This is a genomic window from Psychrobacter sp. CX16 (assembly GCF_057396245.1).
This window is the reverse complement of sequence record NZ_JBXYJF010000036.1, coordinates 1-20,363: the sequence shown is the minus strand read 5'-3', so window position 1 is coordinate 20,363 and position 20,363 is coordinate 1. Positions and strand designations below refer to the sequence as shown.

16 protein-coding genes, 1 tRNA gene and 1 pseudogene are annotated in these 20,363 nt (G+C 41.8%); 11 read left to right on the top strand and 7 right to left on the bottom strand.

Translation table 11 applies throughout. From position 1 onward, the window contains the following. Positions 1–18: 18 nt before the first annotated feature. Together trpC and AC2SLM_RS11505 are read left to right on the top strand one after the other, a co-directional pair. Positions 19–876 (top strand): indole-3-glycerol phosphate synthase TrpC, encoded by an 858-nt coding sequence (gene trpC / locus AC2SLM_RS11510; protein ID WP_486553984.1) that lies wholly within the window; start codon positions 19–21, stop codon positions 874–876. A gap of 126 nt (positions 877–1,002) precedes the next feature. Further along, positions 1,003–1,737 (top strand): Smr/MutS family protein, encoded by a 735-nt coding sequence (locus AC2SLM_RS11505; RefSeq protein WP_486553983.1) that lies wholly within the window; start codon positions 1,003–1,005, stop codon positions 1,735–1,737. Positions 1,738–1,925: 188 nt separating this feature from the next. On the opposite strand, the gene AC2SLM_RS11500 is transcribed toward AC2SLM_RS11505, so the two are convergent. Continuing rightward, positions 1,926–3,656, bottom strand: a complete 1,731-nt coding sequence (locus AC2SLM_RS11500; protein ID WP_486553981.1) for a mechanosensitive ion channel family protein — start codon at positions 3,654–3,656, stop codon at positions 1,926–1,928. Positions 3,657–3,970: 314 nt separating this feature from the next. Between AC2SLM_RS11500 and AC2SLM_RS11495 the strand changes: the two genes are divergently transcribed. After that, the gene (locus tag AC2SLM_RS11495) at positions 3,971–5,938 is read left to right on the top strand and encodes a TonB-dependent receptor (RefSeq protein ID WP_486553979.1); all 1,968 of its coding nucleotides are present in this window, start codon (positions 3,971–3,973) and stop codon (positions 5,936–5,938) included. Between the two features lie 77 nt (positions 5,939–6,015). Here the strand turns inward: AC2SLM_RS11495 and AC2SLM_RS11490 are convergent, their stop codons facing one another. The 5 genes from AC2SLM_RS11490 to hemW all read right to left on the bottom strand — a co-directional run bounded on the left by AC2SLM_RS11490 (position 6,016) and on the right by hemW (position 11,999). Next, positions 6,016–6,702: a TetR/AcrR family transcriptional regulator gene (locus AC2SLM_RS11490; protein ID WP_486553977.1), complete on the bottom strand. Its 687-nt coding sequence runs from the start codon at positions 6,700–6,702 to the stop codon at positions 6,016–6,018. A 219-nt stretch (positions 6,703–6,921) separates the two neighbouring features. Further along, the gene (locus AC2SLM_RS11485) at positions 6,922–7,962 is read right to left on the bottom strand and encodes an endonuclease/exonuclease/phosphatase family protein (protein ID WP_486553975.1); all 1,041 of its coding nucleotides are present in this window, start codon (positions 7,960–7,962) and stop codon (positions 6,922–6,924) included. Positions 7,963–8,253: 291 nt separating this feature from the next. Beyond that, positions 8,254–8,769, bottom strand: coding sequence for a hypothetical protein (locus AC2SLM_RS11480; protein WP_486553973.1), 516 nt, complete (start codon positions 8,767–8,769; stop codon positions 8,254–8,256). Between the two features lie 234 nt (positions 8,770–9,003). Continuing rightward, positions 9,004–10,593 (bottom strand): glycerol kinase GlpK, encoded by a 1,590-nt coding sequence (glpK, locus tag AC2SLM_RS11475; protein WP_486553972.1) that lies wholly within the window; start codon positions 10,591–10,593, stop codon positions 9,004–9,006. A 125-nt stretch (positions 10,594–10,718) separates the two neighbouring features. After that, a complete protein-coding gene (gene hemW, locus AC2SLM_RS11470) occupies positions 10,719–11,999 on the bottom strand; it encodes a radical SAM family heme chaperone HemW (protein ID WP_486553970.1) in 1,281 nt (426 codons plus the stop codon). 367 nt (positions 12,000–12,366) lie between these two features. On the opposite strand from hemW, the gene AC2SLM_RS11465 reads away from it, so the two are divergent. The 3 genes from AC2SLM_RS11465 to accC all read left to right on the top strand — a co-directional run bounded on the left by AC2SLM_RS11465 (position 12,367) and on the right by accC (position 15,719). Continuing rightward, the gene (locus AC2SLM_RS11465) at positions 12,367–13,746 is read left to right on the top strand and encodes an MATE family efflux transporter (protein WP_486553968.1); all 1,380 of its coding nucleotides are present in this window, start codon (positions 12,367–12,369) and stop codon (positions 13,744–13,746) included. Positions 13,747–13,928: 182 nt separating this feature from the next. Further along, a complete protein-coding gene (gene accB, locus AC2SLM_RS11460) occupies positions 13,929–14,348 on the top strand; it encodes an acetyl-CoA carboxylase biotin carboxyl carrier protein (protein WP_486553967.1) in 420 nt (139 codons plus the stop codon). 15 nt (positions 14,349–14,363) lie between these two features. Further along, a complete protein-coding gene (accC, locus tag AC2SLM_RS11455; RefSeq protein WP_486540471.1) occupies positions 14,364–15,719 on the top strand; it encodes an acetyl-CoA carboxylase biotin carboxylase subunit in 1,356 nt (451 codons plus the stop codon). A 144-nt stretch (positions 15,720–15,863) separates the two neighbouring features. Here accC and AC2SLM_RS11450 read toward each other — a convergent pair whose 3' ends face one another. Then, positions 15,864–17,102, bottom strand: a complete 1,239-nt coding sequence (locus AC2SLM_RS11450) for an argininosuccinate synthase (protein WP_486540473.1) — start codon at positions 17,100–17,102, stop codon at positions 15,864–15,866. A 380-nt stretch (positions 17,103–17,482) separates the two neighbouring features. On the opposite strand from AC2SLM_RS11450, the gene pyrC reads away from it, so the two are divergent. The 5 genes and pseudogenes from pyrC to AC2SLM_RS11425 all read left to right on the top strand — a co-directional run. Then, positions 17,483–18,583, top strand: coding sequence for a dihydroorotase (gene pyrC, locus AC2SLM_RS11445; RefSeq protein ID WP_486540637.1), 1,101 nt, complete (start codon positions 17,483–17,485; stop codon positions 18,581–18,583). Between the two features lie 284 nt (positions 18,584–18,867). After that, positions 18,868–19,611, top strand: coding sequence for a ribonuclease T (gene rnt / locus AC2SLM_RS11440; RefSeq protein WP_486553965.1), 744 nt, complete (start codon positions 18,868–18,870; stop codon positions 19,609–19,611). A gap of 107 nt (positions 19,612–19,718) precedes the next feature. Further along, a complete protein-coding gene (locus AC2SLM_RS11435; protein WP_486540477.1) occupies positions 19,719–19,907 on the top strand; it encodes a hypothetical protein in 189 nt (62 codons plus the stop codon). A gap of 98 nt (positions 19,908–20,005) precedes the next feature. Beyond that, positions 20,006–20,081 (top strand) — tRNA-Glu (locus tag AC2SLM_RS11430). 130 nt (positions 20,082–20,211) lie between these two features. Continuing rightward, positions 20,212–20,363 (top strand): annotated as a pseudogene (locus AC2SLM_RS11425) (IS3 family transposase); the annotation flags it as partial.

The following is a 20,363-nucleotide window of genomic DNA, read 5'->3' as shown; positions in this document are numbered from 1 at the left end:
TTGATATACGAGAACACTATGACCCATGATGCTATTCCATCAATTTTGAAGAAAATAGTCCTGACCAAAGAGTCGGAGGTAGCCGCCGCTAAAGGTAATAAAGACTTGGCGACTATCAAGGCAGAAGCAGAACAGCTGTTGGCTGCAAACAGTGTCCCACGTCGCGGCTTCGCTCAAGCACTGCTCAATAAGCAGCAGGTAGGCAACCCAGGCATTATTGCTGAAATTAAAAAAGCCTCGCCCTCTAAAGGTATTATCAGCACTAACTTTAATCCAAGTGAGATTGCAAAGCAGTACGAACAAGCCGGCGCTGCTTGCTTGTCGGTATTGACGGATGAGCAATATTTCCAAGGTCATCCGCAGTATTTAGAACAAGCCAAATCAGCCTGCGCCCTACCAGTACTGCGTAAAGACTTTATGATTGATGTCTATCAAATCTATCAGTCATATTTGATGAGTGCCGACTGTATCTTATTGATTGTGGCCTGTTTAGATGACGAGACGCTACATGAGCTGCATCGTATTGCCTGTGAGCTGGACATGGATGTATTGATTGAGGTGCATACCCAATCAGAGCTTGAGCGAGCCTTAGCGCTTCCTGAATCGAAGCACAATATCTACGGTATTAATAATCGCGACCTCAATACCTTTAATACTGACCTGCAAACCTCCATAACCCTAAAAACCTTTATTAATAATCAAACAGCTGCGGATGCCAAACCTCAGTTATTGGTCACAGAAAGTGGGATTCATAGCACAGAAGATATGCAGCTTATGCTCAATAACCAAATCAGCTGCTTTTTAATTGGTGAGCAGTTTATGAAAACTGAGCGCCCTGGTGATACACTCGCTAGCCTGCTAGACTCTTTATCATAAGGTTAATATTAATGAGCAGCGATAAGGGTAACTTTGCTATTTTTAGCATTTCTCATTATCCTCACAGCCGATTATCAAAACCTACATTTTTACTTTTAAATTCATTCAAATAACGCGGTACATATTATGGCTAAATCATTATTTTCAAAAGAGATGCAAGAACAGCTTAAAGAGCTCAAAGGTGAATTAAGCAAAGGTCGTGCAACGTCACCTAATGACCCTGAAAATGAAAAACCGACTGATCCTGTTGCGCTACCGACCAAAAAGCAAGTAGAGAAAACAGTTAAGCAGCTAGACAGCGAACACATCGATGACGACAAAGTATTGTTTATGCAGGCGATGGCGGGCGTTACTCCCATTGAAGATAACAATACTATCTCCGATGTAGCTAAGCCAAAAGTCACCAAACCTAATGCCGCTACTCTATCTAAACGTGCAGCAGCACAAGGCGCAGAGTCTGAATCATTAGAGGCTGGCTTGTCAGATATGCAAGCGCTTCTAAACCCCGTAAGCGGTGATGCTTATCTGACTTATAAGACCCCATCTCTACAAAACAAAGTATTTACTCAACTTAAGCAAGGTAAGCTGCGCTGGTACGATGCGGTTGATATCCATGGATGCACTATCGATGAAGCACGTGAAGCGATGACCACCCTGATTGCTCAGGCTAAAAAGAACAATGAAAATGTGGTGAAAATCGTTCATGGTAAAGGTACTGACGCGGTACTAAAAACTTGTGTGAATGGTTGGCTACGTCAATTACCTGAAGTATTGGGCTTTGTTTCTGCTCCGCCCAAAGATGGTGGTAATGGCGCAGTATTGGTTTTATTGAAAAAGAACAAACCGGATAACGCCTCATAAGTTAGAGTCAAATCCACTCCTCCCTACCACTTTAATTTATTAAGTAGTAGGTAGATAAGAAATCAATTAAGAATAAAAAGGCCACCTCATAAGTTCATGAGGTGGCCTTTTTTATTTATCTTAGCATTATGTCTTGTCATGAACGCTTTTACTAATGCGCCAAGATAGATGTGAAGCGATACAGAAATTTAAGCCTCTGATGCTTGCTCTGGCTCTTTTAACGGACTTTCTGTTTCTAACACCATCTTCTGTGTTGGTAGTGCATGCTCGATTGGGTATTTCTCCATCTCTTTTAAGAGATCAATAATCAGCTGCGACTGCTTATCGTAAAACTCAGAAGCGCCATTTTTCACATACATATAGGTCCGAACTTCAATTATTAGACAGTCTTGACGTATCTCAGCGATGCGCACTTGATTCCACTCTGAGTTACTATATTCATGTGCCACAACGAATTCATTCATTCCTTTTAGGAAGCTTTCTAATGTTTCCGCATCCACATTTCGCTTGATATAAAAGTTATGTAAAAAATGGAACATATCACGTGATGCAAAGTTCTCGATAGACATCGATGAGAAGTCACCGTTTGGCACGGTCACGATTGTACGGTCTAAAGTACGTACTCGGGTCGAGCGAATACCGATATCAATAACCGTGCCTTCAAGATCACCGAACTTACAATAGTCGCCAACGCGTACCGGCTGGTCTGCAACCACCACCACACTCCCGACTAAGTTTTCGATCATCTTTTGCGCACCAAGGGCTAATGCCAAACCACCCACACCCAGTGCTGCGATACCCGTGGTTAAATCAAATCCTAAGTTACCGAAGATAAATATTGACGCTAATATGAGCAGCAGCACCTTAACAAGCTTATGTAACAAGCTAAGAATAGATACCCGCTCAGTCTGATTGCGTTTATAGCTCTGACGCTCAGCTCGGCTGAAGATAGCATCGATAACGCGCAACAATAACCACGTTGAGGCAAACCAACCGACGATATCTTTAATGCGGTTGACCGGCTCACGCACCGTCACCGACACCCCTGCATAGACCATCACTTCATACAAAATGAGCGATGTCATCACCAATGCTAACGGTAATATAAACTTGGCATCTACTGGTAGCGGCTTATTACGCACCTTTGGATAGTAGATTTTGAGCAGCAGGTAAATGACACCAAATACGAGGTAGGAAACGATGATACAAAATATCGCTAATAAGAATACCGCAAACACATCAGCGAGGTTATAACCGCTGACCATTTTGTCTTTTAAAGGGTCTAGCGTGTACCGATCGATAATAGAAGTTGTTTTAGAAAAATCAGTATTCTTAATCGATTGAATGGTTTCAGCTGATATCTGCCAGTATTGTCCCCCATTACTGGCTGTCTTACGTACCAGCAAAATATCAATAACTTGATCACCTGCGGTAATCGTACCTACCTTCTCTAAAATAGCCGGCAATTGATCGGCTAAATTACCGGTAGGTGCATTACTAATTTGAAGCTCGGCATTCAGACGTCCGCCGGTATCGAGGGCAAGCTTAACTTGACGCACAATCTCAACAGGATTCTCGCCAGCATTTAAATTAAGATAATTGGCTGCCAGTGATGAGTTATTTTCCGATAATGCTTTGATAAAGCCCTGTACTGTACTACGCGGTGTCTGACGACCAAAGGGGTCAATACTGACTTCTTCGGCAGAGGCTTCTGCTGTAGAAGGGGTATCTGGATCAGCTGCCTGCGCACCCAATGACAAGAATAGTGCCAACACTAGCCCAACAATCAACATGATATATCTAGCGGCATCTGGCCTAAACTGTTCTTTACCTACTTCCTTCCTCACACCAGTCCGTTGGTTTATAGAGGATGAAGACGGGGATAAATCAGGACAAGCAGTTTGTTTGGAGGTGAGCATCTTTGACAGCCTAAGACAGTATTAATTATTAAGTTTATAAAATACAGTCGCTAATTTTAGCACGAGTTTGCTAGGTAACAAGACTTTAGTAAATCTTAATATTTATAATGTAAGCTTACTTACAATTTAACTTCTCACGATACTTTTTAATTATTGTCTGTATAATGCAGTAAGATGAATATAACTAAGGATACCCTGAGTATAAATCGTTTAAATGAGTTTTATTTAAAAAATATTTAAGCGATAATAGCTTTGTTAACCCACTGTGTTTATCAGTACCCTTTTTATTTAATATTTTTAACTTAGGCCAGACCATGAATACCCCGTATAGCACTTTGTACAAAAGCTTATTAATCGCCAGCTTAACAGGTAACAAATCCATGCTGAACAAAAAATCATTAGCCCTATTAACCTCAGCTGTTATTTGTAGCCCAGCACTAGCCGCTATCGACCCCGTTAATGGTGAGCGTACCGTTACCCTACCCGAAATTGTGGTCACTGCGACTCGTACACCGACTGCCATTAATAATACAGTCGCTCAGGTACGTGTTATTGATAGTGAGGCGTTAAAGCGCTATCAAGGTCAAACGGTACTTGATGTTATCAAACGTCAGCCAGGTTTTAATTTTAAACAAAATGGTGGCATGGGCACTAATGACAACTTCTATCTACGTGGCTTTAATAAAAACAGCATCTTAGTATTGATTGATGGGGTTCGTTATAGTGCTATTAGCGGAGGTGGTGCAAATTTAAGTCTATTACCTGCAGATCAAATTGAACGTATTGAAATACTATATGGTGCGTCAGGCTCTAGTATCTATGGTGCAGACGCTGTCGGCGGTGTTATTCAGATTTTCACTAAAGGCACTAATGTAGATCAAAGTAATTTTTCGGTGACAGCAGGTGCCGGTTCGCATGATCACTACTTATACGGTGCAACCGCTCAATTTAGTAATGATAGTGGTACCAACTTAAGCCTATCAGCAAGCCGTAATGAGACCAAAGGTTATAGTGCTACCTTACCAAACCCTGAGAATCCAAACCCATCTTATAACAGGGATGATGATGGTTTTGAGAGTAATAACTATAGCTTACATCTAAATCAGCAAATTAATGCAGATTTAGATGTGGGTATCAGCGCTCTATATAGCGATTCAGAAACCGAATTTGATAGTGGTGCAACTATTGGGAAAGACGACACCAAAGCCAAACAAAAAAATGGTGCCGCTACGGCCTTTGTAAACTGGCGTTATGCGCCAGAATCTACTGTTAAAATTGCCTATGGTCATTCTATTGACGAATCTGAAAACCCAACCTATTCGAGTAATTACGAAACTAAGCAAGACCAAATCAGCATCACAGGTCAACATAAACTACCTGTCGGTACCGGAATATACGGTATTGAACATTTGAACCAGGAACTTGATGGTTATTTAAATGTGTATCCTGCACCTAACTATATTCCTACAAAAGTAGACTACAGCCCATCAGATAGAAAAGTCACTAGTGGATTTCTAGGCTATTTGGTGTCTTATAATAATATTGATGCTCAAGCTAATTTACGCCACGATAATTACTCAGATTTTGATGATAAAACCACTTATAACTTAGGTGCTGCTTATAACTTTACACCGCAGCTTCGTGCTGGTGTTAACTATGCCAAAGGCTATAGAGTACCAACCTTCAATGATTTATATTATCCAGGATATGCCAATCCAGACTTAGACCCTGAAACCAGTGATAACTATGAAGCTTTCATAGATTATAATACCGTTTTACAATCGACACGTTTAACGGGTTATTACAATAAAGTCGATGACTTTATCTTAGCAGAGGAACCTAGCTATATCCCACAAAATGTTTATAAAGCAAAAATCAAAGGGGTTACTTTAACCTCTGATTGGAATATCGATGATTATCTATTTGGTTTTAGCTATGATTATCAAGAAGCAAAGGATGATAGTGGTAAAGACAATGACGGTAACTACCTGCCTACTCGTCCAAAGAATAAAGGAATGGTATATGTAGGCTATCAATTAGCTGATTTAGATATTCGTGCAGAGTACGAATATGTTGATGATTATTATGTTGATATCAAAAACACTGATAAAATTGACGACTATAACTTAGTGAATATTAGCGGTAATTATCAATTAACGCCTGCGTTATCGATGTCAGCACGTTTAAATAATGTGTTTAACAAGAAATATATTACCACACCAGGTTATAGCTCAGATGACGGTACTAACTTCTTTACCTCTTTAACCTATACTTGGAAGTAAATGCATAAAAGTTAATGCGTATCAATACAAAAGCCACTCAAATTGAGTGGCTTTTGTATTGATACGCATATAAACGGCTATTTACGGGGTAAATTCTCAGGTAGATAACAGCGCAGATATGCAATCGCTGCTTTGGTTGCTTCCTCTAACATATCTTCTGTTATACGGCCATACTGTCTAAATGACAAAGCGAAGATACTGTGCGAAATGTGATAGGTAATTAGAAACTGATCTTCTATATAGTGAAATCGCGTCATCGAAAACTTAGCAGAGAACTTACGAACAATCAATGCCGCCATCTGCCTATCTACCTTCCCACCATACTCATCACCATCAAAGTCAGGAGTATTTGAGCCATACATCAGCTTATTTTTGGTGACGTCAGAATTAAACAGAACGACAGACTGCCTTAACACAGCAGCTAAGGCATCTTGCCAACGCTTATAAGGCGTGATATCCATTTTCTCAAGCGTATTATAGGTTTCCATATAATTTAAGAAACGCAGCGCCAAAAATATGGATTCCACATTAGGAAAGAAATGATAAGCGGATGCCCTAGGTATGCCGGCCTCTTCGCAAACCTCAGCTAGTGTGATATCCTGAATACGCTTAGATTCACTAAGCTTTTTTGCACCCATCAACAATTTCTGACGGCGGGCCCGACCTTGCTTACTAGTATGCTTAAATTTGTTAGGCACAATTAATTTGGCTAAGTCAGAATCAACCAGAATATCATTGATTAAGTCATCGTGTCGATCTAACATAATAAACTCTTAATATATTGTCGATGAATACAGCTTTAGGTATTTATAATAACGGCAAAGCAATCATATCCGTTTGTGTTACTAATAAAGCTTACTTCTTTTGATTAACAAATACCTTCTATAAAGTTTTTATTCTTTAGTTATGTTACCATTGTAACTTAATTTGTAGTTAATAGTTATACCATTTATCCTACTGTTAATACCATTCAGAACTTAATATTAACTATTAATTTCGTCTTTTAATTTAATTTTGGCTCGTACAATACCATGGTCAGAGTAACGATCATCATAATCACGCTTTAGATGATCGTTGAAATAATCAACGCGTTCCACCTCTCCGATAGAGAACTTACCATCGACCAAGAACTCCTCTGAAACAAAAAGCTGGTCTATGATCTCTGGCATACCTTGATATAGATGAGTATACGCCACATCTTTCATCCAACCATAACTGGTTTGTACCCGTGCAGCATCAAACAAAGCCACATCGCGCATGGATTTATCATAAATTACCTCACTGGTCTCTGCCAAAAGCTGAGTAGTCACACTATCGGTGACATCGTTCATATCGCCAAGCAATATAATCGGATGACGGGTATGGTACAGCTTATCTATCATAAACAGTCTGAGTGCAGCGGCTTCTGCAGCACGCATATACAGGCTTCTCAATTTTGCCCGTACCCTGACCATAGGATCATCATAATCCTCTAAACGATTGCCCTCTTCATCACGTAAATATTGTGGACGTTTGCTTTTCAGATGTGCGGTAATGACCGTAATGGGTTGACCGAAGACATCAAGGGTTACAACCAAGGGCTGACGGTTAAAGGCCTTATATAATCCTTGATCCGGGATATCGACCACCGCTAATGGATCAAAGTCTGTCAGTAGCTGCCAATCAATCACCTTAAACTTTGAAATAATACCCACAGCTGGCGTACCTTGAGCACCTTTGCCCGCTGTCCATTTACTAGAGGCATCATTACTTGCCATAGGTGCTAATACTTGAGCATGTTCAAACCCTAGACGTCCGGCTAAGTCTTGCAATGCTTTTTCATCCCACACTTCTTGAAATGCGAAAACATCTGCCTTAGCGTGCTTTAACAACTCTTGTAAACCTGCCAGCTTCTTTTGATAGACCTCATCGGTATAAGGGTCCATATTGTTATATACCACTCGATTAGGCAGTGCTAAATTCAAAAGATTGCTAGTGGCGATATAAAAAGTTTTATCTTGATTATTCTTATTGTGATAAGCCATTATTTATCCTTAGTGTCTGGTTAAGCGACTGGCTCTGTCTAGCCATGTAAATCAATCGTCAGTCTCATTTTATTATAATAACGGTCTCTGAGTCTTTTTCCATGCAATTAGATACTGTATCACTCTTTTCGCAATGATAATATTTTTGCATACATGGTATTTAGAACCGTAAAAAAGGAGTGCTCATTTGATGAGCACTCCTTCTTGATTGGTTGGTCAACTTCTCAGTCTTAGTAAGCAACTAGATTAAAGCTATTTATAAAAAACTTAACAAAAGCTTCTAACTAATTATTAGCGGCTAACACGTTGCCAAGCATCATGCGCTGCAGGACGTGCATCTGCCCACGTTAAGCGAGAATCACCTTTTACTTGCTCCCAAGAATGCTTCAAATCTGCTTCATAGTCTTCAAAGCGTGCGCCTTCTGGATAACGGTGACGATTTGCATAGCCAACCGCATAAGCTGGATGATAATCACGGTCAAAATCATGATCGGCTTTAAAATATTCAGCATTGGCATATTGAGCACGCCAGTATTCTTCTTCATGCGTTGGGTTTAACGCTTCAGCTGAAGCATGACCTGCACCGCCGCCAACGATAGCACCCACTGCACCGCCAATTAGAGTACCTAATGGTCCAGCCATTGAGCCAATCGCTGCACCTGCTGCTGCACCGCCTAAACCGACGGCCGTCGTACCAATAGGATGCGAGCCTGGTTTACCAGTGATGGGGTCAGCATTTAAATCATCTCTGGTCTCCTTCGACATCTCTTTAACAACTTTGCCATCGATGTGGTCACGATTACTCATAATGTCATCCTTATACTATTTATAATAATGTATTTATTATGTTATGAATGAATAAAAAGCATCTAAAGTCGGATGCTTTTTGCTAGCTTCATTTTTAGTATATAGGCTGTGCTTACGAGAGTAATAGTGGACAGATGTAAAGCATATGATTTGATTTATAGGATTAGGTAACGCTTTGTATCATCAATTGGTTTATCCATCTAAAGCTTATCTTTTAGCTATAAACTGACTTTATTAATTCAATGTCTTTTTAATAGCTGTATGCCATTTTTCTAAATGCTGCTCTCGATCCGATTGAGACATACTTGGTTCAAATGCTTTATCCAGTCGCCAAGAGTCGTTGATGGTGCTCTCATCATACAGTCCACTTTTTATACCTGCCAACAATGCCACGCCTTTGGCAGTAATCTCTGTATCTTGCGGACGCAGTACCGGTACACCCAACAAATCTGCCTGAAACTGCATCAATAGATTGTTATTTGATGCACCGCCATCGACTCTTAACTCAGTTAATGGCGTGGGGCTATCCTTTTGCATCGCACCCAACACATCATAAACCTGAAACGCTATCGACTCTAATGCTGCGCGAGCAATATGCGCTTTAGTGGTGCCGCGCGTCATACCGGAGATGCTCGCAGTGATGTCTGAGCGCCAGTACGGGGCAGCAAGTCCAGTAAATGCAGGCACTAATACCACGCCCTCGCTGTCGTCTACTTGATTGGCAAGTGCTTCAATATCTTCTGTTTTTTGAATGATACCCAAATTATCACGCAGCCATTGCACGATTGCACCTGCCATAAACACACTGCCTTCTAACGCATAGGTGACTTCGCGCTTACCTGGCACTAGCATGCGTTTTCCTGACTCAACCAGTTTAGATAATGACGGATGCTCAATAGGATTATTGATAGGTTGAGCTGAGCCCAGACGGCGCTGCCAACCAACTGTGGTTAATAAATGATGCTGACTTAACTGAACCTCTGAGCCGATGTTCATCAGCATAAAACAGCCGGTGCCATAGGTGTTTTTTGCCATCCCCTCTGACACACAACCTTGCCCAAACATAGCGGCTTGCTGATCACCCAATACCGCATGAATAGGAATCTGTTTAGCAAACAGTCCTTTTCTGGTCTTGCCAAATTCGCCATCAGAGGGCAGCACTTTTGGCAGTATTTGCTTGGGTATCTCGAATTTACTTAATAAATTAGCTGACCATTCAAGTTTATTAATATCATATATCAAGGTACGCGAAGCGTTAGTGATATCAATCACATGCTCACCGCCAGTTAAGTTATACATGAGCCAACTATCAATTGTACCTACTGAGACCTCCCCGCGCTGAGCACGGCTACGCAGTTCGGGATGGTTTTCAAGCATCCAAACGATTTTACTGGCACTAAAATAAGGATCCAGACGCAAACCAGTAATCGACTGTACACGCTCTTGCATACTGATATTAGAATCATCTAGCTGCTGTTTTTGTAGATTCTGGCACCACTTATCAGAGCGTCTATCTTGCCAAATAATCGCTGGCGCTAGCGGTTTACCGGTTTTCTTATCCCAAATAACAATGGACTCACGTTGATTGGTAATCGCAATGCTTGATATTTCAATCGCCAACAACCCAGCACGGTTAATCGCATCATGTGCGCAACTAAGCTGAGTGTGCCAAATTTGCATGGCATCTTGTTCAACATAACCCGCTTTTGGCGTATTTAATTGGGTCGGCTTTTGGGATATTTGTATGGGGCGCGCTCTATCGTCATAGATAATGGCACGGCTTGAGGTCGTTCCTTGGTCCAATGCTAATACATACCCTGCCATACGCTATCTCCTTATAACCAATAAATAAACCATGAATTAATACAAAACTCTCAAAATCAGATAATAATCGAATAACAAAGCCTATGCTAATAAATCAAAGCTTAAAGTACAGCGACTAAATTGTCCTACAAGAATGCTTGCAGCACTTGATTTAAATAACGCCGACCCAGCTGTGTAGGGGCTATCCAGTCTTCATCCTTTACCAATAAGCCTTGCGCTTGCAGCTTATGAATTGTCGGTAATATCTCGCCAACTGCTCGCCCTGTACGCTCGCTATACATACTCAGCGGCACCCCATCGGTTAAGCGTAGCACGTTGAGCATAAACTCGCCTGCTAGCTCATCAGCTGCGATAAGATTAAAGCCCACTGTCTTAGGGTAATGCCGATAATTCACATAGTCTTTGGGCAAGCGGGTCTTACTAAAGCGATAAATGTCCGGAAGTTGCTTATTGCCAGTATCACTTGCTTCAATCATATCCTCTTGCTTATCTAATACAATACCGTCTAATACAATACCATCCAAATTAGTAACTGTGATTTTGCCATGCGCGCCAGCACCAATGGCCAAATAATCACCAAATTGCCAATAGTTAATATTATGACGTGAGCCTTTATCAGAGGCGCCGACCCAAGCCGATACTTCATAATTACGATAGCCAAGCTCTTTTAATAGCGCACTGCCCTGCTCTTCAATGTCTGCCAGATTATCATCATCGGGCAACACAGGCGTATTCCTATAAAACACGGTATTGGGTTCAATCGTTAGCTGATACCAAGAAATATGCGTCGCCCCTGCCTGATGCGCAAGCGTTATATCTTGCAGCGCCTCCTCTACCGATTGATTAGGTAGACCATGCATTAGGTCAATATTAATCCGCTTAAAGCCTGCTTTAATGGCCGCTTTAGTCGCTGACATTGCCTGATTAGCATTATGAATACGTCCCAATGCTTTTAGCTTCTCATCAGAGAAGCTTTGCACCCCGATAGACAGCCGATTAATCCCAACGTCTAGATACTCCTCAAAGGGAGCATACTCTAAAGTCCCCGGATTTGCCTCCATGGTCACTTCAATATCATCCGCTAACGGTAGTACCTTTTTTAAATGAGCAAACAGGCGCTTATATTGCTGTATCGGCAATAAAGAAGGCGTACCCCCACCAATGAAAATAGAGCTTATCTCACGCTGCTGAATGAAGGGCAGCTGGGCATCAATATCTTTGATTAAGGCATCGACATATTCAACAAAATAATCAATTGTCGGCTCGCTATTATTATAGATGCCAGCAGAATCAGCCACCGGCAGAGTATGTGAATTAAAATCACAATACGGGCATTTTTTGACACACCATGGAATATGGATATAGAGAGCCAGAGGGATATGGGCTGAATCAATCAAAGAGGACATAAAGATAGGTCTTATACTCGCAGGCAGATAATGTTATAGTCACGCCTTTATTTTTGTTGAATAAAATCTCAAAATATAGCCAGAAATATAGGGCACACTTATTATACGTGCTCATTGCTTAGATGATAGATTTTTTAACGTTTCACTAGCATTTATGTAAGATGAATTTTATAAATTTGTCACCCACTTTGTGTAAAATAGCTTTTGTCATTTTTTATAATAAGGCTATCGCATCCTAAAAAAGTCTATAAAAAGCGATATTAGCAATAGATTAATCTTCTGTTATTTAAAATGATAACGCCGTTTTAGCGTCATCAATAACCTGCCTATAGGCAGGTTATTTTGCTTATTATTTAGAAGTTTGCTTATGCTCCCAAATCTTTCATTTACTGACTTCAAGCAGCACAGCGTACGTCTGGGCACGTTAGTATTACCCATATTAATTACTCAGTTTTGCCAAGCAGCTTTGGGCGTGGTCGATGCTATCATGGCAGGTAGCGTATCGGCATTAGACTTAGCGGCAGTGTCTATCGGCTCCGGTATATGGCTGCCATTATTCTTGTTAGCGACGGGTATTTTGATTGCTACCACACCGCTTATTGGCGAGAAGATAGGTCAGAAAGCACCGCATCACGTCCCGCATATCACTCAGCAATCGTTGTGGGCGGCATTGGGTATCGGACTAATTGGCCTTATCGTGGTATCACTAACGCCTAATATTTTAGGAATGATGGGCGTTCCAGATAACATTCAACCTAAAGCTGGTCAATACTTACGTTTCGTGGCTTGGGGCTTTCCTGCCATTGCTTGCTATGCGGTACTGCGCAGCTACTGTGAAGCGTTAGGTCGACCAGAGCCGGTCACCATTATTAGTATCATCGGTTTACTGATTAACATCCCCATTAACTATATTTTTATTCATGGTTTATTTGGTCTGCCAGAATTGGGCGGTGCCGGTTGTGGCCTTGCGACGGCCTGTGTACTGTGGTCGAATGTTATTTTACTGGCCACTTATTTGTACTTCTCAAAGCATCAGTCTTTTAATGAAACACGGTTTTTTTATAACTTTGCTCGCCCTAATCGCCAACAAATTGGTAAGCTATTTAAATTAGGTGTGCCCATTGGTATCTCGATTTTCTTTGAGGCCAGTTTGTTTAGCTTGGCATCTATTGTGATTAGTCCACTCGGTGAAATCGCGGTGGCATCGCATCAGGTGGCCTTAGCGGTTACCTCACAGCTGTTCATGATTCCGTTGTCAGTTGCAATGGCTCTCACAATTATGGTATCTAATCGCTATGGCGAGCAAAATTGGCTTGCATTACAACAAGTTCAGCGTACGGGGCTTATCTGGACAGTGGCGATTGCCTTTTGTAGTATGCTTGGCGTTTGGCTATTCCGTGAAAACTTAGCAGAAGCGTTTACAGATAATCCCGCGGTCAAGGCACAAGCTATGTTCTTACTGTTATTTGCCATTGCCTATCAGTTAGTAGATGGCTGGCAGGTAAATATCGCTGGTATTTTACGCGGTATGCAAGACACGCAAGTGCCCATGTGGATTACCCTGTTCTGTTATTGGTTGGTTGCCCTGCCATTAGGCACTTATCTTGTAAGATTTACCGATACTGGAGCAAAAGGCTTTTGGATTGCGTTGGTTACCGGCTTGACCTTGTCCTCTATTTTGCTGACACTACGCTTAAATTATCGACAACGTCAGGTACTTGATATTAAAAGTCAGCGACAACAATAGCGCTTACACACTTAAATAAGTCACTTATATAGCAACCATCAACGGACTTAAAATCCGATTAACAGTGCGCTTGTATATTTAATTGACATTTACACTGAAAAGCATCATTTGTGACTCATCAGATGCGATAAAATTTGTTACAATATGCTGAATATTATAATAATACCCTTATAGGCAATCGTATGGACATTGATAAAATACGTACGCTCATTGAGCTAATGGAAGAAAAGGACCTTGTCAATCTCGAGGTCAAGACGGGTGACGACAGTGTTAGCCTAACACGCCATTACAATACCCCACTGCCGCCAATGGTAGCAGCGAATCCCGCTTATATGACAGAGCCTGCAGCAGAAGCTGTACATCCTGGTAGTGTTGAAACCTCACCAATGGTTGGCGTATTCTATGCAGCACCAAGCCCAAATGACCCCCCATTTGTAGCACCTGGTCAAAAGGTTCAAGCGGGTGATACCTTAGGTATTATCGAGGCGATGAAAATCATGAACCCATTAGAAGCGACTCAAAGTGGCATTATCGATGCTATATTGGTTGAGAATGGCGATGTTGTTCAGTTTGGACAACCTGTTATCCGTTATAGAAGCTAAAATATAGGCACCTTGATGATAAAAAAACTGCTTATCGCCAATCGCGGCGAAATTGCTCTACGCATCGTGCGTGCCTGCAAGCAGCTCGGCATCAAAACTGTTGGCGTCTACTCGACCGCCGATGAAGACCTTATGCATCTGCGCTTTGTAGATGAGGCTATTTGTATTGGCAAACCCAATGCCAATCAAAGCTATCTTAATACAGGCGCTATTATTACCGCTGCTGAAATCACAGGTAGTGACGCTATTCATCCAGGCTATGGCTTTTTATCCGAAAATGCTGAATTCGCTGAAAATATTGAAGAAGCAGGGATTACCTTTGTCGGCCCGCACCCCGATCATATCCGTTTAATGGGTAATAAAGTCTCTGCCATTAATGCCATGAAGCAAGCCGGCGTGCCAACTGTTCCCGGATCAATCGGTACTGTCACTTTAAATAATGCTGAAGAACAGGCCAAAAATATCGGCTTTCCGCTATTGATTAAAGCCGCCGCCGGTGGTGGTGGCCGTGGTATGCGTATTGTTGAGCGTTTTGATCAGCTCAACGAGCAAGTACAAGCCGCCAAGCAAGAAGCAGAGCTTTGGTTTGGAGATGACAGCGTCTATATGGAGCGCTATTTACAAAACCCGCGCCATATCGAGGTACAAATTTTAGGCGATGGTAATGGCAATGCGATCCACTTATATGACCGCGACTGCTCGTTACAGCGTCGTCATCAAAAGGTATTAGAAGAAGCGCCTGCCGCTGATATTCCTGATGACATTCGTGAACCTATCTTGCAGGCTTGCGTACAAGCGTCTGAGCGTATTGGCTACCGCGGTGCTGGCACGTTTGAATTCTTATTTGAAGATGGCGAGTTTTTCTTTATTGAAATGAATACCCGTGTTCAAGTAGAGCATCCGGTAACTGAAATGGTGACCGGTATTGATGTGGTGGTAGAGCAGTTAAAGATTGCGGCCGGTTATGGTCTGTCTTATCGCCAAAATGAAATTAGCGTGCATGGTCACGCGATTGAATGCCGTATTAATGCTGAAGACCCACAAACCTTTGCACCCTCACCGGGTAAAGTAACTCAATATTTTATTCCTAGTGGCTCTGGCGTGCGTTTTGACTCTCATCTCTACCCTGGTTATGAAATTCCCTCATACTATGATTCGTTAATTGGTAAGCTTATCTGCCATGGTCAGACGCGTGAACAGGCCATTGCGAAGACCTTGCAAGCGTTAGATGAGCTCATTATCGCCGGTATCAAGACCAATATCCCACTGCATAGAGATTTGATTTTAAAAGATCCTAAATTTGTGGCACAGGCGCAAAATATCCACTATTTAGAGAATTCTTTACTACCGCCTAAAATCAAATCAAAATAGCATAGGATAATATCAGTTTTAATTATTTAGTTATAAAACTTAGTTATAAAACCAAGCCCATAAAAAAGCAGAAGTAAATTTACTTCTGCTTTTTTATTGGGCAAACAGTCTGGTTAGACTTCTATCTAAGGTCTAAACAACTACTTACTTAGATAGATCACGGCCACGGCTTGCCTCAATTGACAAACGTAAGCCATTTAGACGAATAAAGCCTTCTGCGTCTTTTTGATCATAAGCACCAGCATCATCTTCAAACGTCGCAATTTTCTCATCAAATAATGAGTAAGGTGATTTACGGCCAACCACGCTCACGTTACCTTTGTATAGCTTAACGCGAACAGTACCCGTCACATACTCTTGTGATTTGTCGATTAGTGCTTGCAGCATTTGACGCTCTGGGCTGAACCAATAACCGTTATAGATGATTTTTGCATAACGAGGCATCAATTCATCTTTTAGGTGAGCCGCTTCACGGTCAAGAGTTAAGGACTCAATACCGCGGTGTGCTTTTAGCATAATGGTACCTGCTGGCGTTTCATAACAGCCACGAGATTTCATGCCAACGTAACGATTTTCAACGATATCTAGACGGCCGATACCATGTTTACCGCCAAGTTCATTCAGCTTAATCATCACTTCATATGGCTCTAGTTTTTCGCCATCGATAGCGACAATGTCACCTTTTTCGTACTCAAGCTCAATATACTCAGGGGTATCTGGTGCTTCTTCTGGGCTAACTGACCAGCGCCACATATCATCTTCAGCTTCTGCATATGGATCTTCTAAGATATCACCCTCATAAGATATGTGCAGTAAGTTGGCATCCATTGAGTAAGGTGATTTCTTCTTATTGGCAGAAAAATCGATTGAAATGTTATGCTCTTTGGCATAAGCCATTAAGCTTTCACGGCTTGATAAATCCCACTCACGCCAAGGCGCGATGGTTTTAACCTCTGGCGCTAGAGCAATAGCACCTAATTCAAATCTAACTTGGTCGTTACCTTTACCTGTTGCGCCGTGGCTGATAGCATCAGCGTTATGCTCTTTGGCGATTTCAACCAAGCGTTTGGCGATTAAAGGACGTGCGATAGAAGTACCAAGTAAGTACTCGCCTTCATAAATAGCGTTAGCGCGGAACATTGGGAATACATAATCACGGGCAAATTCTGCACGCAAATCTTCAATATGAATATGTTTGATACCCATCGCTTCTGCTTTAGCGCGGGCAGGCTCTACTTCTTCACCTTGACCAATGTCTGCCGTAAAAGTAATAACTTCAGCGTCATAAGTGTCTTGTAGCCATTTCGCAATAATCGAGGTATCAAGACCGCCTGAATATGCCAGAACGATTTTATTGATATTCTCTTTATTATCTATCGACATAGTGCATCCTTTAATAATATTTAAATTAACGACCCATAAAATAAAACTTAATAGTATCTGCGTGCGATATTAATAAGCCAAACCTCGTATGTCAGTCATACGAATAACTCAATGTATTCAATATTTCAGTTTACACTATTTGAACCCCTAACAAAAGCAAGCCCTCATGCAAATATGTGTTAAATCAGGCAAGAAAACTAGGTGGCTCAGTCATGACAACAGCCGAATTAAGCGCAAAACCTGTTATCATTACCCTATTTGATTTTTATCTATCCACGGCAGAATATATTGCCCAATAGACCGTAAATTTAGCAACACTTATGTGTGAGCGCTATCCCATTCACCCACTTTACAAACTTATGGAATAACGGCTGATTATGATGAGCAATACCCAAACGCTAACCACCGAAAATAATACTGAACTTACAGAGATTACCATCGCCCGTCCTGATGACTGGCACATTCATCTACGTGATGGCGCATCACTGCAGACCACAGTACCACACGCTGCGCAAAGCTTTAACCGTGTTATGTGTATGCCAAACCTTGTACCGCCCGTTAAAAATATTGACGATGCACGTGCGTACCGTGACCGCATCCTACAAGCACTAGAGCAGTCGGATATCAAAGATGCGTTCAAGCAAAGCTTTGAGCCACGTATGACACTTTATTTAACCGATCAAACAACCGCGAATGATATTAAAGCAGCGGCTGAGTCTGGTATCGTGCAGGCAGTTAAGCTCTACCCTGCTGGCGCCACGACCAATTCGGCAGATGGCGTGACCGACTTAGGTGGCCGTAGCCATGTCTTTGAAGCGATGCAGCAATATGGTATGCCGTTATTGATTCATGGCGAAGTGACCGACTCGCACGTCGATATCTTCGACCGTGAAAAGCAGTTTATTGACCAAGTATTAAGCAATATGGTCAAACGCTTCCCAGAGCTAAAACTGGTGGTTGAGCATATCACCACAGGCGATGCTGCTGACTTTGTACTTGAACAGAATGAATTGGTTGCCGCGACAATTACGCCGCAGCATTTACTGTTTAACCGTAACGATTTATTGGTAGGGGGTATTAAGCCGCACTTTTACTGCTTACCAATCTTAAAGCGTCAACAGCACCAAAAAGTGCTGCTTGATGTGGCGACCAGTGGCAATCCTAAATTCTTCTTAGGCACTGACTCTGCACCGCATGCCACTCATGCCAAAGAAAATGCCTGCGGCTGCGCAGGCTGCTATTCCGCTTCTATCGCCCTGCCCTTATATGCGACTGCTTTTGATAGCGTTGGTAAGATTGATAGACTAGAGGGCTTCGCGAGCCAGTTTGGTGCACAGTTCTATGGCTTACCAACCAATGAGTCGACCATTACCTTGGTTAACAAGCCGATAACTATCCCAAATAGCTATGCGTATATGGATGAACAAAGCTTAACACCGCTTATGGCAGGTGACAGCCTACCTTGGTCGATTAAAGATTAATAACGCTATATTTGTTGATGATAAGGCCTAACACTATAGACTAGATCGAATACGTTTAAAATTTGCTCTGGTCTGCTTAACCTAAATACTGTATTTGTATTAAGATTAATACAGTTAGGTAGATATAGTCAGAGACGTCTAAAATAGTTACAAGACAACCGAGCGCAAGTACGGCAAATGTTGGCTTAACTTGGTTAATAGCGTAACCCTTTAGTAGTCTTCTGACTAACTCTTTCTCTACTTTTTACTATTAATTCCTCTACTTTAAATGTGACTTGTGCTCTATGACTCAAAACAATTTAACCGATAACCAACCTCTCTCAACCTCACCAGCTAATGAGGAACAGCAGCCGCCTAAATTAGCGGATCGCTTTCGTAAATTCTTACCGGTAGTGGTGGATGTCGAGACCGCTGGCTTTAATGCTGCAACAGACGCCCTACTAGAGATTGCCTGTATTCCCATCTTAATGGACGACAATGGCAAGTTCTATCAAGGTGAGCCACTGAATGCTCATATAGAACCGTTTGAAGGTGCTAACTTAGAGCAGCGCGCGCTCGACTTTACTGGAATTGATCCCAATAACCCTATGCGTAAGGCCATTGCTGAAGAAGAAAAATCAGCCTTACGTCGTATCTTTAAAGAGCTAAAAGCGGTTCGTAAAGAAAACGAATGCCGCCAATGTATCTTAATTGGGCATAATGCGCATTTTGATCTATCGTTCTTAAATGCAGCGATTGAGCGTACCAATAGCAAAAATCATAACCCGTTCCATCAGTTCTCAGTATTAGATACCGTAAGCTTTTCAGCGCTTGCCTTTGGTCAGACAGTATTAGCTCGGGCTTGTAGAGCAGCGGGTATCGAGTTTGACGGCTCTGAGGCTCACTCAGCACTGTATGACACTCAAAAAACGGCAGAACTTTTTTGCAAAATTTTAAATCATTACTCGATGATGCCCATCAACTTACCTGAAGACAACATAATTGAAGAGCAATCAAGCGTAGAGTTAAGTAACAAAGATGATAGTTAAGCTGATTGTGATTGATTCGATTCCATAACTGTCATATATAGGCAGCGTCAGTAAGCGCTGCCGTGATATCGCTTTATTTTAAGGCGATTACAGTTAAAGGAATAACTATGCAATCTACTCAACTCATTTGGGTAACCATATTTGGCTATATGGCCTTAGCACTATCGATGACACTCATTACCAGCTTATGGATTAGGTATCACTTACGGCGCCCAATCATCTATCCACACTGTCTGTTGACAGATAAGCCGCTAAATAGCATCTACTGCTTATTATCAGATAAACCCATCAAATAATTATATTAATTTGAACAAAAGTCTTGACACATCAATTTAATATGAGTAATATACGCGCCACTTCAACATTAACGGTGAAAGCGGTTGAAGTGGTCTGTGTCCCGTTCGTCTAGAGGCCTAGGACCCCGCCCTTTCACGGCGGTAACAGGGGTTCGAATCCCCTACGGGATACCACTATTTTGTGATATCTAAATGAGCATTATCCGGTTGATAACTGCTTGCGAAAAAGCCAAACTCTTTGAGTTTGGCTTTTTTTATGTTTGTGTCCCGTCCTAAAATAAGTTTACGAAAAGGAAGCTTATAAATGGACAAAGCAGAAAGATCAAGGATTAAACGAACACAGAAAGATTACACACTCGGCTTTAAATTAGCTATTGTAGAGCAAGTAGAAAAAGGCGACATGACCTACAAACAAGCCCAAAAGCACTATGGCATACAAGGACGTAGTACCGTCCT

Bases quoted from the DNA above. Each gene is read 5' to 3' on its own strand.
- trpC (WP_486553984.1), top strand. From the start codon at position 19: ATGACCCATGATGCTATTCCATCAATTTTGAAGAAAATAGTCCTGACC.
- AC2SLM_RS11505 (WP_486553983.1), top strand. From the start codon at position 1,003: ATGGCTAAATCATTATTTTCAAAAGAGATGCAAGAACAGCTTAAAGAG.
- AC2SLM_RS11500 (WP_486553981.1), bottom strand. From the start codon at position 3,656: ATGCTCACCTCCAAACAAACTGCTTGTCCTGATTTATCCCCGTCTTCA.
- AC2SLM_RS11495 (WP_486553979.1), top strand. From the start codon at position 3,971: ATGAATACCCCGTATAGCACTTTGTACAAAAGCTTATTAATCGCCAGC.
- AC2SLM_RS11490 (WP_486553977.1), bottom strand. From the start codon at position 6,702: ATGTTAGATCGACACGATGACTTAATCAATGATATTCTGGTTGATTCT.
- AC2SLM_RS11485 (WP_486553975.1), bottom strand. From the start codon at position 7,962: ATGGCTTATCACAATAAGAATAATCAAGATAAAACTTTTTATATCGCC.
- AC2SLM_RS11480 (WP_486553973.1), bottom strand. From the start codon at position 8,769: ATGAGTAATCGTGACCACATCGATGGCAAAGTTGTTAAAGAGATGTCG.
- glpK (WP_486553972.1), bottom strand. From the start codon at position 10,593: ATGGCAGGGTATGTATTAGCATTGGACCAAGGAACGACCTCAAGCCGT.
- hemW (WP_486553970.1), bottom strand. From the start codon at position 11,999: ATGTCCTCTTTGATTGATTCAGCCCATATCCCTCTGGCTCTCTATATC.
- AC2SLM_RS11465 (WP_486553968.1), top strand. From the start codon at position 12,367: ATGCTCCCAAATCTTTCATTTACTGACTTCAAGCAGCACAGCGTACGT.
- accB (WP_486553967.1), top strand. From the start codon at position 13,929: ATGGACATTGATAAAATACGTACGCTCATTGAGCTAATGGAAGAAAAG.
- accC (WP_486540471.1), top strand. From the start codon at position 14,364: ATGATAAAAAAACTGCTTATCGCCAATCGCGGCGAAATTGCTCTACGC.
- AC2SLM_RS11450 (WP_486540473.1), bottom strand. From the start codon at position 17,102: ATGTCGATAGATAATAAAGAGAATATCAATAAAATCGTTCTGGCATAT.
- pyrC (WP_486540637.1), top strand. From the start codon at position 17,483: ATGAGCAATACCCAAACGCTAACCACCGAAAATAATACTGAACTTACA.
- rnt (WP_486553965.1), top strand. From the start codon at position 18,868: ATGACTCAAAACAATTTAACCGATAACCAACCTCTCTCAACCTCACCA.
- AC2SLM_RS11435 (WP_486540477.1), top strand. From the start codon at position 19,719: ATGCAATCTACTCAACTCATTTGGGTAACCATATTTGGCTATATGGCC.